This is a genomic window from Aeromonas sp. FDAARGOS 1410, from assembly GCF_019048745.1.
GTDB classification, from domain to species: Bacteria; Pseudomonadota; Gammaproteobacteria; order Enterobacterales; family Aeromonadaceae; genus Aeromonas; species Aeromonas jandaei.
On sequence record NZ_CP077401.1, the window covers coordinates 4,139,409 to 4,155,000 of the forward strand.

The window sequence follows — 15,592 nt, forward strand, 5'->3', positions numbered from 1 at the left end:
TTCTCATTTCTGACCCACGGCAAGGAGCCAACATGCAGCAGAGCACGACGCACTCACCCATCGAGATCAGTGACGACAAGGGGCGGCTCGATCTGCCGCTTATCCACCGCTTCTTGTCTGAAGAAGCCTACTGGTGTCGCGGTATTCCCCACAGCACTGTGGTGCGGGCCATCAACCACTCCCTCTGCGTTGGCGGCTATGTCGATGGTCAGCAGGTTGCCTTCGCCCGGGTCATCACCGACAAGGCTACCTTTGGCTATCTGGCCGATGTCTTCGTGCTGCCTGAGTATCGCGGCCGGGGCTACAGCAAGGCGCTGGTGGCCGCCATTGTCGACCATCCCGAGTTGCAGGGGTTGCGCCGCCTCTCCCTCGCCACCTCTGATGCCCACGGCCTCTACGCCGGTTTCGGCTTTGCTCCACCGGCCAACCCGGGCAGCCTGATGGAGATCTACGATCCCGCCATCTACCAGCGCACCTGAATGACTGGCTGCCGATAATTCCCGCCGGATCATGCTTCTCGCCCCTGCACTGTGACGCGGGGACCTGACAGTGCTAGATTGGCAGCCAGATTTTTATCCGGCAGTTTCGTTAATCACAAGGACGGCAACCGTGGCCCAGCACTCTCCCTCTTTCTCCGCCTTCTCCCCCCTGCTGCAGGAGCTGGCCCAGCGCCAGTGGCAACGGCTGACTGAACTGGCCCCAGACTATGGCAACCAGCCCGAGCCGGTGCGCCAGACCCTGCTGACCCTGCTCGGCCTCTCCGATTTTGTCGCCGACTCTCTCTTCAAACAGCCGGAGTTGCTGACCGAGCTGCTCGCCTCCGGAGATCTGGAGCGCTCTGAGCGCTGGCCCGCCTACCAGAGTGACCTCACAGCCCTGCTCGCCGAGGTAAGCGATGAAGAGGCGCTCAAGCGCATCCTGCGCCAGTTCCGCCGCAGCCGCATGCTGGTGATCGCCTGGCGCGAGCTGCTGGGCCACGCGACTGTAGAAGAGAGCTTTATCCACCTGACCAAACTGGCTGATGCCCTCATCTGCTCTGCCCGCGACTGGCTCTACGCCAAACAGTGCGGCGAGCTGGGCACCCCGATGGATGGCAATGGCAACCCGCAACCGCTGCTGATCCTCGGCATGGGCAAGCTCGGCGGTGGCGAGCTCAACTTCTCCTCGGATATTGACCTTATCTTCACCTTCCCCGAAAACGGCTACACGGTTGGCGGGCGGCGCGAGCTCGCCAACCAGCAGTTCTTTATCAAGCTGGGTCAGCGCATCATCAACGCCCTCCACCAGCCCACCCAGGATGGTCAGGTGTTCCGGGTCGACATGCGGCTGCGCCCCTTTGGCGATGCGGGGCCGCTCGCCATCTCGTTTGCCGCCATGGAAGATTACTACCAGCACCACGGCCGCAACTGGGAGCGCTACGCCATGGTCAAGGCGCGGGTACTGGGGCCCCAGTGCGAGCACGCAGTGGAACTGGCCGAGATGCTGCGCCCCTTCGTGTTTCGCCGCTATATCGACTTTGGCGTCATCGACGGCCTGCGCCAGATGAAGGCGATGATCGCCGCCGAGGTGCGCCGCAAGGGGCTGGAGGGCAACATCAAGCTGGGGGCTGGCGGCATTCGTGAAGTGGAGTTTATCGCCCAGGCGCTGCAACTTATTCGCGGCGGTCGTGAACCGGCGCTGCGGGTGCGCCACCTGCCCGAAGCGCTGGCCGCCATCGCCCAATGTGGCGCCCTCGAATCCGCCCATTGCGATCGCCTGCTGGCGGCTTATCGCTTTCTGCGTCGGGTCGAGAACATATTGCAGGAGATCGGCGATCAGCAGACTCAGACCCTGCCCACCGAGGAGCGGGATCGCCAGCGGCTGATCGCCGCTCTCGGTTTTGCCGACTGGGGTGCCTTTATGGCTCATCTCGATGAGGAGATGGCCGCCGTCCATCAGGAGTTCGCCGCCGTGGTGGGGGAAGAGAAGGAGGCTCCCGCCCATCTCGAGCAGCTCTGGCTCGATCTCTGGCGCACCGAGCTCGATGCCGCCGAGCTGGAAAAACTGCTGAGCGCGCAGGGAGTGGCCGAGCCCGCCCCGCTCTGCGCCGCTCTGCTGCGTTTCAAGGAGGAGTACAAACGCCGTCAGGTGGGGCCGCAGGGGCGCATCGCGCTGGACTGGCTGATGCCGGAGCTGCTGCGGCTGGTGGTGGCCAGCGAGCAACCCGCCCGCCTGTTCGAGCGGGTATGCGAGTTGCTGACCCGCATCTTCACCCGCAGCGCCTATCTGCAGCTGTTGGCGGAAAATCCGGGCGCCCTGCGCCAGCTGGTACGGCTGTGCGATGCCAGCCATCTGGTGAGCGAACAGCTGGCCCGCTACCCCATCCTTCTTGACGAGCTGCTCGATCCTCAGCACCTCTACCACCCCACCCCGCTCGATCAGTACAAGCCCCAGCTGCGCCAGTTCCTGCTGCGCATCCCCGAAGAGGACGTGGAGCAGCAGATGGAGGCGCTGCGTCAGTTCAAGCAGGTGCAGCTGCTGCGCATCGTGGCGGCCGACATCGCCGGCGCCCTGCCGCTGATGAAGGTGAGCGACCACCTCACCTGGCTGGCGGAGGCGATCACCGAGGAGGTGGTCAATCAGGCCTGGGCCCAGATGAGCGAGCGCTACGGGGTACCGCCCGAGGTGGCGCTGAGCGGTCAGCGTGGCTTTGCGGTAGTGGCCTACGGCAAGCTGGGTGGCATCGAGCTCGGTTACGGCTCGGATCTCGATCTGGTGTTCCTGCACGGCGGCGACCCCAACAGCTACACCGACGGGCGCAAACCCATCGACAGCCGCCAGTTCTACCTGCGCCTCGCCCAGCGGATCCTGCACCTGTTCAGCACCCGCACCCCGTCCGGCATCCTCTACGAGATCGACATGCGGCTGCGCCCCTCCGGCGACTCCGGCCTGCTGGTCTCGTCGCTGTCGGCCTACGAGCAGTATCAGCAAAACGAAGCGTGGACCTGGGAGCATCAGGCGCTGGTGCGGGCCCGCCCCATCTATGGCGATGACGCCATCGTTGCCGAGTTTGGCCGCATCCGCCGCGATGTGCTGGCCAGGGAACGCGACCTGCCGACCCTGGCCCGCGAGGTGCGCGAGATGCGCCACAAGATGCGGGATCACCTGCTCAAGGCCGGCGCCGGCGAGTTCGACCTCAAGCAGTCACCCGGCGGCATGGTGGATATCGAGTTTATCGCCCAGTATCTGGTGCTGGCCCACGCCTGCGGCGAGCCCGATGCCCTCACCCGCTGGTCCGATAACGTGCGCATCTTCGACGAGTGCGTGATGGCGGGGGTGCTGACCCTGGAGCAGGCGGAGGGGCTGAAGCAAGCCTATCTGGAGATCCGCAACCTAGGCCATCGCCTCAACCTCTCGGAGATCTCCCGCAAGGTGAGCGACGATCAGCTGCAGAGTGAGCGCAGCCATGTGCTCGCCGTCTGGCAAACCCTGCTGGGGGAGTAATTCCCGCCAGCGGCAATGAAAAAGGGCCCGCCTGAATTGCTTCAGGCGGGCCCCTCTCTTATCGGAAAATCAGCATTCTTGCGGCTGCTCAGCCTGATCCATCACCGTCTCCACCAGCATGCTGTTGAAACGCTGATAGGCCTCTTCCTCAAGAAGCCCCGGATAGCTCAACACCCGCAGCGCATGACCTTGATAGTCAGGATGATAGGGTGGGTGGAGATGGGCATAATCGTTGAGACAAAAGCCCAGCCCCTGATAGAAGCGCAGACGGCGAATGGCAATCTCGTCCTCTGGCGGATCGATCTCGAGAATGACGGTTTTGCCTGCCCGCTCGCAAAATTCGGCCAGCAGGCGGCTGCCGTAGTTGCGGCCGCGCAGCGCCGGATTGATGGCCAGATGTTCGATATAGATCTGCTCGTCACACGCCCACCAGAAGATGAAACCGAGCAACAGGCCGTCCTGATAAAAGATTTGGCAGTGATAGCGAGGATCCCGCATCTTCTGTGGCTGATGCTGTGACTGGCGCTGCTCGTAGCGGGGAAAACTCTCGCCATAGATCTGCCAGACCAGCGGCCACGCCGGATGGTTTACCTCTCTAATCACTTCACTCTCAATCATCAGAACTGCCTCTCATATATTTTACAGAACGTTCATCTATACATGAAAAGTTCTGCCACATCATCCTCTGATGAAATAAAAGCCAGAACGCCAGATTAGCGGGCGCCATCCGGTTGCGAGACAAACTGCTGCTGGCTGCCATCGGGCAGCAGCGCCAGCACGCTTTGAGCGGCCAGTTTGATCCCTGCCAGCTCGGTGGCCGGGCCGAAGTTGGCAATCAGTCGAGTGCCATCGGCAAACTCGCTCTGCTGCACCACGCCTCTTTTATCGAGCCAGCGAAAACCGGTGAGGGACTGGTTGTAGAGCCGCTCATGCAGCGGGCGGAAGAAGGCATCGAGCCCCTTGAGATAGGGAATGCGCACGCTGGCACTATCCAGACTGAGGTTGAGCAGCGGCGGCACGTTGTAGAGCTGCTGCAATAGTTCGGTCACCTGACGGCTCTCCCTGAATTTGAGGCTGTCCATCGTCCAGTGATGGGTGGTCACTATGCTGTCGTGAAAGACGCTCTGGAACAGCGGCAACCGCAGCGCCGGATCGAAGTAGAGCCCCTGATACTCAGGTTTTAGATGGCTCTGGCGAAAGAAGAACGCGGGCTGATAGTCGGGATACCAGGCTCCCAGATAGTAGGGAGAGCGCTTGTTGCGGCGCATATCGGGATCCTGCCAGCCAAAGCCGCTGGTCTGGGGGCCGTGGGCAAAGGCCGCGGTGCGGTTGGCAACCGCGCCGCCCTCCTCGGAGCCCACCAGCACCCCCTGACTCCTGGCAATCCACGCCATCCCGGCCATCCGGTTTTGCGCATCCTGCGCCTGGCTGGTCGGCTTGGCCGGGTCGAAGTCGTCAAACACCATGCCGGTCGCAGCCACATCGAGGAACCAGCTGTTGTAGTGGCTCGCCTGCTGCAACCAGGGTACGCGCTGTTCCATCACCGGGCGCACACAGGCCTGATTGGTGTAGACGCCGCTATTTTGAAAGCCGCTCTTGCGCCGACCGTTCTCCTGCATGATGCCGCAGCGCAGGTAGATATCCTGCCCCATCTGGGCGGTGAGCCAGCTCTGTTGGCTATTCCCCTCCGGCAGCGCGGTATCGTAAGAGTCGTAAGGGGCGATGAGATAGCCCGCCTGTTTGGCAAGTTCAATCCCCTCTGGCGCAGCAAAACCGGCGGTCCACTGGGGCAGACCCAGCCAGAGTTTGGGTAGTCCAGACTGCTTGAGAGCAGCGATCATCTTGGCTGAGCTGCCATCACCCCAGCTCTGTGGCTCGTTGAGCGCAGCCCCCAGTTGTTTAGTCGCCAGCACTCGCCGGGCAGTGAAATCGGCCGGTTGCTGACCCGGATGGCGCAGCGCCAGCGCCTGCTCAACTCCGGTCAGCACCAGATTTTGCAGATAGCGGTTGCGCTCAAGATCGGGCGCTTGCAGAGCACTCTTACTCTCCCCCTTGAGCCAGTCGGCGGGGATCAGGCGGCGCAGCGCGGGCCAGCTCTTCACATCCTGAGGCACCAGCAGTCGCTCGCCCCAGAGATAGAGGTGAGAGGCACCAATCAGCCGCTTGCCATCCTTTACTGCCGCCAGCTTGCTCTCGAGCGAGACCAGCTCGCCCCGCTCCTGCAGCCAGCTGCGATAGGCCTTGGCCGCCGCCAGCCAGTCGTTGCCCGGTTGCAGCGACACCGCCACCTCATAGGGGGCGGTCAGATTGAGGCGATTGACGCTATGGGTCGCCGTCAGGGCAATACCATCTTGCTTGGGCGCAAAGGTGAGCCGGTTGTTGAAGGGGTTGGCAAAGAGGATCGCCAGCTGCTGATCGCCGTGATCCAGCCCGACCAGCGGCAGGGTGAGATTTTCGGTGGTATTGATCCCCTGATACTCTTGCGCCAGCGCCTTGCGCCACGCGGGATGAGTAGCGGGAATGCGAAAGCCCTCGTGGATCGGCAGCATCAACGCCTGTGCCCCTGCCGGCACCCGCGGCCACACCAGCTCGCCAGCACTTGCACGGTTCAGGGTGAGGATCAGACGGTTGCCCTCGAGACGGGCAGAGGCTCGCACCTCGCCATCGGCACGGGTCAGCCAGCTGGCACGCTCCCCCTCCTGCTGCAGCGTGGTGACCGGTTGGCGCGGACCGGGGGAAGAGATGGCAAGGTGCTGGCCCGAGGGTAGGATAGCCTCGGCCGCCAGAGTGGCGGGATCCAGCTCGATACGCCACTGATCGTTGGCCAGAGTCAGCGCCTCGGCAGGCAGGGAGAGCAGCGGCATCAACAGCAGCAGGTGGAGTCGGCTCGCCAGCACGGGGAAAGAAGTCATGGTCGGTGATTCCTGATAAAAACGGGAGCCGCCATTGCAGCAGATCGGCAGGCTCAGATTGTCAGGGCAATGTCAGGATTAAGCCCAGAGCCAAAACGGAGAGGCTGCTCTGCCATTTCCTGTTTGATAGCCACCGCCATCCCCTGGCCAATTGTTGCAAATAACATCAGCAAAAAGTAACAGTCATTGCACCAGCGAAACAATCTGTGACTGAGGCAGCCCATCCATCGCTGCCTGCAACGACTCAATCCCCCGGCATCACTCCACCGGCCCCGCCTGACTGTGACTCAGCTGCAACACCAGCTGACCGCGCTGGCTGGTCTGCACCAGCGAGAGGGTGCGCCAACTGTCGGGCGTGGTGGCAGGCCAACCCACCTTGCCATAGAGAGGCAGGCGGTTCCACCAGAGCAGGGAATATTGCGGGCGGGCCAGCACAGCCTGATCGAGCCAGAGCGGAGTGCACGAAGCGGGATTGGCGGGGGGATTGGCCACCGTCTGCGGCGAGCGGGAGAGCCAATCCAGATCCTGCACCGCAGGCAGCGGCAGCACTACCTGCCACTCCTTGCCAGCCACCGCCAGCCGTAGCTGATAGAGTCCGGCTGGCATAGGCGTAGGCAGATCGGCCCCCACGACCCTGACCCCCTTGCTCCCTTCCGCCTCCCACTGGGCACCTGCCAACCGATTGCGGCCAGCGGGATCGATAAGTTCCGCGGCGGCGATGGCCCCCTCCCCGGTCAACTGCACCCGATAGTCCCGCAGCAGCGGCGCATCGCGCTGGATCAGCTCAAGGCGCAGCTCGCTCACCCCATCAGGCAGAGTGAGCGGGAAATCCTTGCCGCAGTGCTGGGCACTCAGCACAGCCAGCATCCCCTGCCAGTTGCGGCGCTCGGCATCGCTGTTAAGCGCAGGCCACGCCTGCTGCAAAGATTGCCAGGCGTGCCGGTTATCCCCCTGCAACAGCGCCAAGGTAGCCGGTTGCAGCGGGTCGGCGCGTTCGGTTTCCAGGAGGCGATCGGTTGCAATCACACTGCCTGCATTCAGAAGGCCGACGCTTAGAGCCAACAGCAGTCCAGCCCGCGTTGCACGCTTCACGCTGGCACCTCCAGCCGGTAGCCGATGCCGCGCACCGTCTCGATGACCAGCCCGGGCAGCTTCTGGCGCAGTTGCAGAATATGGGTATCGACGGTGCGGGTGGAGGGGAACGCCTGATAGCCCCACACCCGATTGAGGATCTCCTCCCGGCTCAGCACCCGCCCCGCCATCCGCACCAGCAGGGTGAGCAGGGCAAACTCGGTGGGGGTAAAACTCACCTCCGCATCCTGCCAGCTCGCCTGCATCCGGGCGGGATGAAGCTGCAAGCCGCCCACCGCCTGAGTACCATCCCCCAACTGGCGCAGCTGGGCCCGGATCCGCGCCAGCAGCTCGTCATGGGAGAAGGGCTTGGTCAGGTAGTCGCGCGCCCCTGCATCGAGCCCGGCCACCCGGTCGCTCACCTCCACCCGGGCGGTCAACACGATCACCGGCAGTGCCTTGCACGCCAGCCACTGGGGCAGCCAGTCGAGGGCATCCCCCTCCGGCATGGTGCGATCCAGCAGCACCAGATCCGCCGCCAGCCACTGCTGCTCCGCCGCTGCCAGGGTGTCGCACCAGAGGCAGCGATACCCTTCACGGGTCAGATAGCGTTGCAGGTTCTCCGCCAGCAGCGCCTCGTCTTCAACAAGCAGGATGGTTTTCATGATTCGGGGTCGCTCCAGAGTTGGCAGGGCAGCGTCAGGGTGAAGGTGGTGGGCGGGCCGGAAAGGGTGAGGCGCCCGCCAAGACGGCGCAGCAGATGGCGCACGATGGCAAGCCCCAGCCCCAGACCATCGGCACGGGCACCGCGGCGTAGCAGGGTGGCGAGCCGGTAATTTGGCAGCTCGCCGCCATCGCTGACCGCAAGGATCAAACGCCCCGCCTGCCAGCTGGCACAGATCCGAACCGGCGCGCGGCCATGCTGGCTGGCGTTACGCAGCAGGTTGTCGAGGGCGAGATCGAGCCAGTAGAAGGGGAGCGCCAGAGTCATCTCCCGCTCAAGACAGAAGGTGGCACTATGCCGCTCGCAAGCCAGGGTGAGCCACTCGGTGAGACTGACCGCAACCCGCTCATCTTCGAGAGTCTCTGCCGCCAGATAGTGGCGACTAGCCTGCGCCAGCTGATGCAGACGGGCGACACTGCCCAGCAGCTGACCCACGCTCTGCTGGGCGGAAGGGGGCAGCCGGTCGAAATCGTGGCGCAGCTCCTCGCTGATGCCGGAGAGCGCCATGATGGGAGTGCGCAGCTCGTGGGTCAGCATCTGCAATGCGACACGCCGCTCCCGCAGCAGGCGCCAGCGCTGCCAGCTGGCCCACCCCAGCAACAGGATAAAGCCAAACGTGCTGGCCAGCGCCAACCACTGCCAATGCAGCGTGGGGCGCTCGTTGATGCAGATCCCCCCTATCCGCTCCTGACAGGGGCCATCGACCCGGCTATCCAGCGTCATGCCAAGCCGTTCGGCCAGCGGTTGCCACTGCCCGGCGCCATAGCGACGCCACTGCCCATCGGCAAGCAGCCAGAGCTGACCCGATTGCAGCAGCCAGCGCTCGCCCCGCAGCAGGGCGTCTAGGTTGTCATCGCCGAGCTGCCCCAACAGGTCGCGCCGCTCCCGCACATGGAGCAGATGGTTGAGCCCCGCAGTCGGATAACGAGCCAGCCAGCGGGCAGCGCTGCTTCCCCCCAGCGGATAGATGGGGTGAGCGGCAAACCAGCGGGTCGAGGGCGTAGCCCCTTGGCCACAAAGCGCCTGCAGCAGTGGCAGCCACTCGGCGGGCAAGTCTTTCTCTGTCCCGCACTCCTGCTGATAGCGATAGATGGCTTGCAACTGGCGCAGCGGATAACGCTGCCAGGCGGGATAGAGGGAGTCGGGAGCAATCAGGCGCCGGTCGAGCCGCTGCACCTCATCAAGAGGCAGCGCCTGTTCGGGAACCTGCCTGACCAGCTCGCCCGCCAGGCGATCCGCCAATGGCCCGGCCAGCACGGGAGAAGCCATGCCGTAGCAGATCAGGGAGCAGAGCAGCAGGATCAGGCGCATGGGTTCAACTCGAGATGACTCCGGATCAAGGCACAGCAGGTCACTGCGCCATAAAAAATGTCAGCGCCATTTTTCAATGGCGCTGACATCCGGTCAACCGCTAAAGCCCATATGAACCGTCATCTATTTGAACAGCCCCTTGAGCAGCTGGTCGGCCACCCCTTTGACGGCCTCGTTGTCGGCCTTGTCACCCAGCAGCTTCTTGAGGCCCCGTTCGGCCTCCTTGCGCGCCTTATCCTCCAGCAGCTTGTTGTTGCTGAGCAGTGCCTTCACATCGAGCTGATAGCTGGGGGCTTGCCAGTGGCCGCCGATCCGCACCGGAATGGTGATCTCCTTCAGCTCGTCCACATCCTTGCCCCCCTGCCCCTTGCTGCTCTCGACGATGGAGGTGAGGAACAGGAAGTCGAGGCTCTCCGGCACCAGCGCAGTCTGCCCCTCCCCCTTGACCCGCAAGGCCGGGGCAAAGAGCTGGATGTCGTTGCTGCGGGCGACGCCATCGGCAATCTGGAAGCTGGCGGTCAGGGCGCTGAAGTCGGTCTTGCGCTCCTCCTTCACCTGCTCGGCCCCCTTGCCGGTGAGGGTGGCCCGTGCCTCGCGGATCATCTCCGGCAGATTGATGCCGTGCAGGGCACCGTCGCTCAGCTTCAAGGTGACCTTGCCCTGCATCCCGTTGCGCAGTGCCAGCGCGGAGAGACCACGCCCCTGCACCTGCACATCGAGATCGCCCTTGCCCTCCAGCAGATCACTCTGGGCCAGAGTCTGCAACAAGGGACGAATGTTCACCCCGGCCACCTGTTTGTGCACCTTGTAGGTGGCGGGTTGCTGGCGCGCGTCGAGTACCCCGTTCGCGTTTACCTGACCACCTGCCACGGTCGCGCTGAACTGTTTGAGCGTCAGCAGCCCTTTGGCCAGAGCCACCTGAAGATCGACAGCACCGAGATCCAGCCCTTTCAGACGCAGGCTGCCGAGTTGCAGCCGACCATCCAGATCCACCCCTTTGAGCGCGCCCAGATCCGGTTCAACCGCGGAGAGAGCTTCGCTCTTGCCGGTTGCCGCTTTATTGCCATTTGCAGCAGTGTTGGCAACACCGGTCGCCGGTTTGTCCTCTTTCGCCTGCGCAGGTGTGTTAGGTGGCGATTTGGCGAGCCATTTGTCGAGATCCAGCTTCTCCCCCTTGAGATCGAAGCTGATTGCGGGAACAGCGCCAAGCTGCACGGTTCCATCACCACTCAGCAGTGCCTCATCGGCACTCATCACCAGCTTGCTCAGGGTAATCAACTGCTTGTCGAGCTCGGCACGGGCAAACCCGGCCAGTTTCAGCTTCATCTGTGGGCGTGGCAGCGCATCACCTTCCAGCGCTGCCGTCAGCAGCACATCGGAGAGCTCGGCCAGCTTCATCTCTTTATCGAGCCGTCCCTTGAGCGTGCCTTCCAACGAGCCAGCCAGTGAAGCTTGCTGCCCCTCACCCTTGGCTCCTTTCAGCACCAACGTGAGGTTACTCCACTCACCCAGAGCCAGTCGGTCTCCCTTGATAGAGAAACTGTCGAGTCGCAGGGACGGGTCACTCAGGCTGCCGCTGAGGCTCAGATCTTTCAGTTCACTCGCCATCACCTCCTGCGCCAGCTTGATCTGGGTCTGCCCTTTAACATCGAAAGCGAGCTTGTCGGCACTCCCCTTGGCGGCCAGCGTCACGGGTACCCACTGACCGGTGGCCAGCTGCCCCATATCGAGATCGAGTCGATCCAGTCGCAGTGAGGTGCCGCTGCGATCATCCTGTACCAGCGCACTGGCTTGGGAGAGCGCGACACCCTGCAAGCTGATCTGCCAGGGCTTGCTATCAGCGGTTGGCGCAGGGGGGGCGGGGACGACCGGTTCGCTTGCATCAGCAGTGGCATCTTTGATCAGTCCGCTCAGATTGGAGCTGCCATCCGCCTTGGTCTGGATAAAGAGATGGGCGCCACTCAGGATCACCTTGCCAATCTCCAGACGATGTGAGAGCAGCGGCAACAGGGCCACCGAGGCCTCGCCCTGTTCGAAACGAACCAGATCCGGCTCGGCAAAACCGGCCGGATTGCGTAGGGCGACCTTTTCCAGCGAGAGGCCGAGACTCGGCCAGAAACGCCAGTCAATCTCCCCCGCCATCACCAGTTCCCGGCCCATGCTCTTGCGCACCTGTTCAGCCAGTTGGGGTTTGAATTGATTGGGGTCGATAAGGCTTATCAACGTCACTATGGCCAGCAAGGCCGCCACGGCGATGCCGAGCAAGATGAGAACTATCTTCTTCACGATATGCTCCTTGAATCCGGATCCACTGCAGACTATACCACTCACCGTCTGACGAATGGCGTCTGCGGGACAAAAGCGGACAAGGATGAGACAGGGATGGTCGCTGCCAATCCCCATCGTCATCAGCAGGGATCAGGCTTGCAAAGGGGATTGCTGCAACCGCGCCATCGCGGTACGCGTCGACTCGAAAGCAAAGCGGGACAAGGGGATATCGCTAATCTTCAACCACTGACAGGCGGCCACATCGTCAGCCGGCTGGATGACCGGTTTTTCACTCAGCTTGATAGCGAAAAAGGTGTCACAGGTGTGATAGGTGATGCCATCGTAGGGGTAAATATTGGGGAAGGAACCGAGATAGGTAAAAGGTTGAGCGCTGACATCGAGTCCCAGCTCCTCCTGTAACTCGCGCACCAGCGCCCCCTCCAGCGACTCGCCGGGATCGACAAATCCGCCTGGCAGATCCAGCAACCCCTTGCCCGGATTGCCTGCTCTTACCGCAACCAGCACCTCATCCTGCCAGCAAAGCGCCACCATCACAGCCGTCGCCACATTCTGGAAAAAATGAAAACCGCAGCCACAGCAAAACTCTTTGGGGCTGACGCTCTGCAGGGTTTGACCGCCGCATTTTGGACAAAACATGGGCTATCTCCGACGAAATAAAGCGCCATTTTAAGCTGTTGCGATCGTTTTTTATGAGTAAAACCGACGGGGAAGACGAGGAATTCAAAGGGAGAGGAATAAAACGGAGCAATTATCAGGCGATTTGCTGATTTTCAGGCAATAAAAAACCCCGCTCGATGAGCGGGGTTCTGAAATTGGGTGCCTGGCAGTGTCCTACTCTCGCATGGCGAATGCCACACTACCATCGGCGCTACCGCGTTTCACTTCTGAGTTCGGCATGGGATCAGGTGGTTCCACGGCGCTATTGCCGCCAGGCAAAAATCTTCAATCTGAGAAAGCTGACGTAAGTAATTCGTTCGTATTTGCTACAAGCCTTAGAACACTTCTTGGGTGTTGTATGGTTAAGCCTCACGGGTAATTAGTATGGGTTAGCTCAACACGTCGCCGCGCTTACACACCCCACCTATCAACGTTGTGGTCTCCAACGGCCCTTTAGGACCCTCAAGGGGTCAGGGATGACTCATCTCAGGGCTCGCTTCCCGCTTAGATGCTTTCAGCGGTTATCGATTCCGAACTTAGCTACCGGGCAGTGCCACTGGCGTGACAACCCGAACACCAGAGGTTCGTTCACTCCGGTCCTCTCGTACTAGGAGCAACTCCCTTCAATCATCCAACGCCCACGGCAGATAGGGACCGAACTGTCTCACGACGTTCTGAACCCAGCTCGCGTACCACTTTAAATGGCGAACAGCCATACCCTTGGGACCGACTTCAGCCCCAGGATGTGATGAGCCGACATCGAGGTGCCAAACACCGCCGTCGATATGAACTCTTGGGCGGTATCAGCCTGTTATCCCCGGAGTACCTTTTATCCGTTGAGCGATGGCCCTTCCATTCAGAACCACCGGATCACTATGACCTACTTTCGTACCTGCTCGACCTGTCCGTCTCGCAGTTAAGCTGGCTTATGCCATTGCACTAACCTCCTGATGTCCGACCAGGATTAGCCAACCTTCGTGCTCCTCCGTTACTCTTTGGGAGGAGACCGCCCCAGTCAAACTACCCACCAGGCACTGTCCGCGGCCCAGATTCATGGGCCTGCGTTAGAACATCAAACATACAAGGGTGGTATTTCAAGGACGGCTCCAGCGCAACTGGCGTCACGCCTTCAAAGCCTCCCACCTATCCTACACATGTAGGTTCAATGTTCAGTGCCAAGCTGTAGTAAAGGTTCACGGGGTCTTTCCGTCTAGCCGCGGGTACACCGCATCTTCACGGCGAATTCGATTTCACTGAGTCTCGGGTGGAGACAGCATGGCCATGGTTACACCATTCGTGCAGGTCGGAACTTACCCGACAAGGAATTTCGCTACCTTAGGACCGTTATAGTTACGGCCGCCGTTTACCGGGGCTTCGATCAAGAGCTTCGCTTGCGCTAACCCCATCAATTAACCTTCCGGCACCGGGCAGGTGTCACACCCTATACGTCCACTTTCGTGTTTGCAGAGTGCTGTGTTTTTGATAAACAGTCCCAGCCATCTGGTCACTGCGACTCCCGCCAGCTCCATCCGCAAGGGACTTCACCAACAAGAGCGTACCTTCTCCCGAAGTTACGGTACTATTTTGCCTAGTTCCTTCACCCGAGTTCTCTCAAGCGCCTTGGTATTCTCTACCCGACCACCTGTGTCGGTTTGGGGTACGATGACTTGTAATCTGAAGCTTAGAGGCTTTTCCTGGAAGCAGGGCATCAATGGCTTCCGCACCGTAGTGCGTTCGTCTCGTGTCTCAGCGTTGCACCTCCGGATTTACCTAAAGGTACCGCCTACGCACTTTCACCAGGACAACCGTCGCCTGGCCCACCTAGCCTTCTCCGTCCCCCCATCGCAATTACAAGTCGTGCAGGAATATTAACCTGCTTCCCATCGATTACGCCTTTCGGCCTCACCTTAGGGGTCGACTCACCCTGCCCCGATTAACGTTGGACAGGAACCCTTGGTCTTCCGGCGAGGAGGCTTTTCACCCCCTTTATCGTTACTTACGTCAGCATTCGCACTTCTGATATCTCCAGCATACCTCTCGATACACCTTCGCAGACTTACAGAACGCTCCCCTACCACTTGCACTAAGTGCAAATCCGCGGCTTCGGTGCCTGGTTTGAGCCCCGTTACATCTTCCGCGCAGGCCGACTCGACTAGTGAGCTATTACGCTTTCTTTAAATGATGGCTGCTTCTAAGCCAACATCCTAGCTGTCTGAGCCTTCCCACATCGTTTCCCACTTAACCAGAACTTTGGGACCTTAGCCGGCGGTCTGGGTTGTTTCCCTCTTCACGACGGACGTTAGCACCCGCCGTGTGTCTCCCGGATAGTACTTACTGGTATTCGGAGTTTGCATGGGGTTGGTAAGTCGGGATGACCCCCTAGCCCAAACAGTGCTCTACCCCCAGTAGTATTCGTCCGAGGCGCTACCTAAATAGCTTTCGGGGAGAACCAGCTATCTCCGAGTTTGATTGGCCTTTCACCCCCAGCCACAGGTCATCCCCTAACTTTGCAACGTTAGTGGGTTCGGTCCTCCAGTTGATGTTACTCAACCTTCAACCTGCCCATGGCTAGATCACCCGGTTTCGGGTCTACACCTTGCAACTAGACGCCCAGTTAAGACTCGGTTTCCCTACGGCTCCCCTATACGGTTAACCTCGCTACAAAATGTAAGTCGCTGACCCATTATACAAAAGGTACGCAGTCACCCCGAAGGGCTCCCACTGCTTGTACGTACACGGTTTCAGGTTCTATTTCACTCCCCTCACAGGGGTTCTTTTCGCCTTTCCCTCACGGTACTGGTTCACTATCGGTCAGTCAGGAGTATTTAGCCTTGGAGGATGGTCCCCCCATATTCAGACAGGATGTCACGTGTCCCGCCCTACTCGATTTCACATCAAGGTTGTTTTCGTGTACGGGGCTATCACCCTGTATCGCCGGCCTTTCCAGGACCGTTCCACTAACTTCCAAGATGCTTAAGGGCTAATCCCCGTTCGCTCGCCGCTACTGAGGGAATCTCGGTTGATTTCTTTTCCTCGGGGTACTTAGATGTTTCAGTTCTCCCGGTTCGCCTCGTTACACTATGTATTCATGTAACGATACCCAAGTTATCTTGGGTGGGTTTCCCCATTCGGAAATCTGTGAGTA

General features: G+C 60.9%; 9 protein-coding genes and 2 rRNA genes (1 of these 11 running past the window's edge). 2 read left to right on the forward strand and 9 right to left on the reverse strand.

Annotated elements, in window-relative coordinates:
• The first annotated feature begins 32 nt into the window (after positions 1–32).
• Positions 33–479, forward strand: coding sequence for a GNAT family N-acetyltransferase (locus tag I6L40_RS19210; RefSeq protein WP_041210647.1), 447 nt, complete (start codon positions 33–35; stop codon positions 477–479).
• A 130-nt stretch (positions 480–609) separates the two neighbouring features.
• On the forward strand, positions 610–3,483 hold the full coding sequence (gene glnE, locus I6L40_RS19215; RefSeq protein ID WP_216994722.1) for a bifunctional [glutamate--ammonia ligase]-adenylyl-L-tyrosine phosphorylase/[glutamate--ammonia-ligase] adenylyltransferase: 2,874 nt from the start codon (positions 610–612) through the stop codon (positions 3,481–3,483).
• 69 nt (positions 3,484–3,552) lie between these two features.
• On the opposite strand, the gene I6L40_RS19220 is transcribed toward glnE, so the two are convergent.
• The 9 genes from I6L40_RS19220 to I6L40_RS19260 form a co-directional block, all read right to left on the reverse strand.
• On the reverse strand, positions 3,553–4,101 hold the full coding sequence (locus tag I6L40_RS19220; RefSeq protein ID WP_071914808.1) for a GNAT family N-acetyltransferase: 549 nt from the start codon (positions 4,099–4,101) through the stop codon (positions 3,553–3,555).
• Between the two features lie 95 nt (positions 4,102–4,196).
• Positions 4,197–6,395: a glycoside hydrolase gene (locus I6L40_RS19225; RefSeq protein ID WP_071914810.1), complete on the reverse strand. Its 2,199-nt coding sequence runs from the start codon at positions 6,393–6,395 to the stop codon at positions 4,197–4,199.
• A 258-nt stretch (positions 6,396–6,653) separates the two neighbouring features.
• Positions 6,654–7,421: a DUF2861 family protein gene (locus I6L40_RS19230; RefSeq protein WP_239693845.1), complete on the reverse strand. Its 768-nt coding sequence runs from the start codon at positions 7,419–7,421 to the stop codon at positions 6,654–6,656.
• Positions 7,422–7,483: 62 nt separating this feature from the next.
• Positions 7,484–8,131, reverse strand: coding sequence for a response regulator transcription factor (locus I6L40_RS19235; protein WP_071914815.1), 648 nt, complete (start codon positions 8,129–8,131; stop codon positions 7,484–7,486).
• A complete protein-coding gene (locus tag I6L40_RS19240) occupies positions 8,128–9,501 on the reverse strand; it encodes a DUF3404 domain-containing protein (RefSeq protein WP_071914817.1) in 1,374 nt (457 codons plus the stop codon). The genes I6L40_RS19235 and I6L40_RS19240 overlap by 4 nt, the downstream gene beginning before the upstream one ends.
• 123 nt (positions 9,502–9,624) lie before the next feature.
• Complete coding sequence (locus tag I6L40_RS19245; protein WP_216994723.1) at positions 9,625–11,787, reverse strand: AsmA family protein; 2,163 nt, start codon at positions 11,785–11,787, stop codon at positions 9,625–9,627.
• Between the two features lie 132 nt (positions 11,788–11,919).
• Positions 11,920–12,426 carry an NUDIX domain-containing protein gene (locus I6L40_RS19250; RefSeq protein WP_071914822.1) on the reverse strand — a complete coding sequence of 169 codons (507 nt, stop codon included), beginning with the start codon at positions 12,424–12,426 and terminating at the stop codon, positions 11,920–11,922.
• A gap of 182 nt (positions 12,427–12,608) precedes the next feature.
• Positions 12,609–12,723: ribosomal RNA gene (rrf, locus tag I6L40_RS19255) — 5S ribosomal RNA — on the reverse strand.
• Positions 12,724–12,805: 82 nt separating this feature from the next.
• Positions 12,806–15,592: ribosomal RNA gene (locus I6L40_RS19260) — 23S ribosomal RNA — on the reverse strand; it runs 102 nt beyond the window's last position.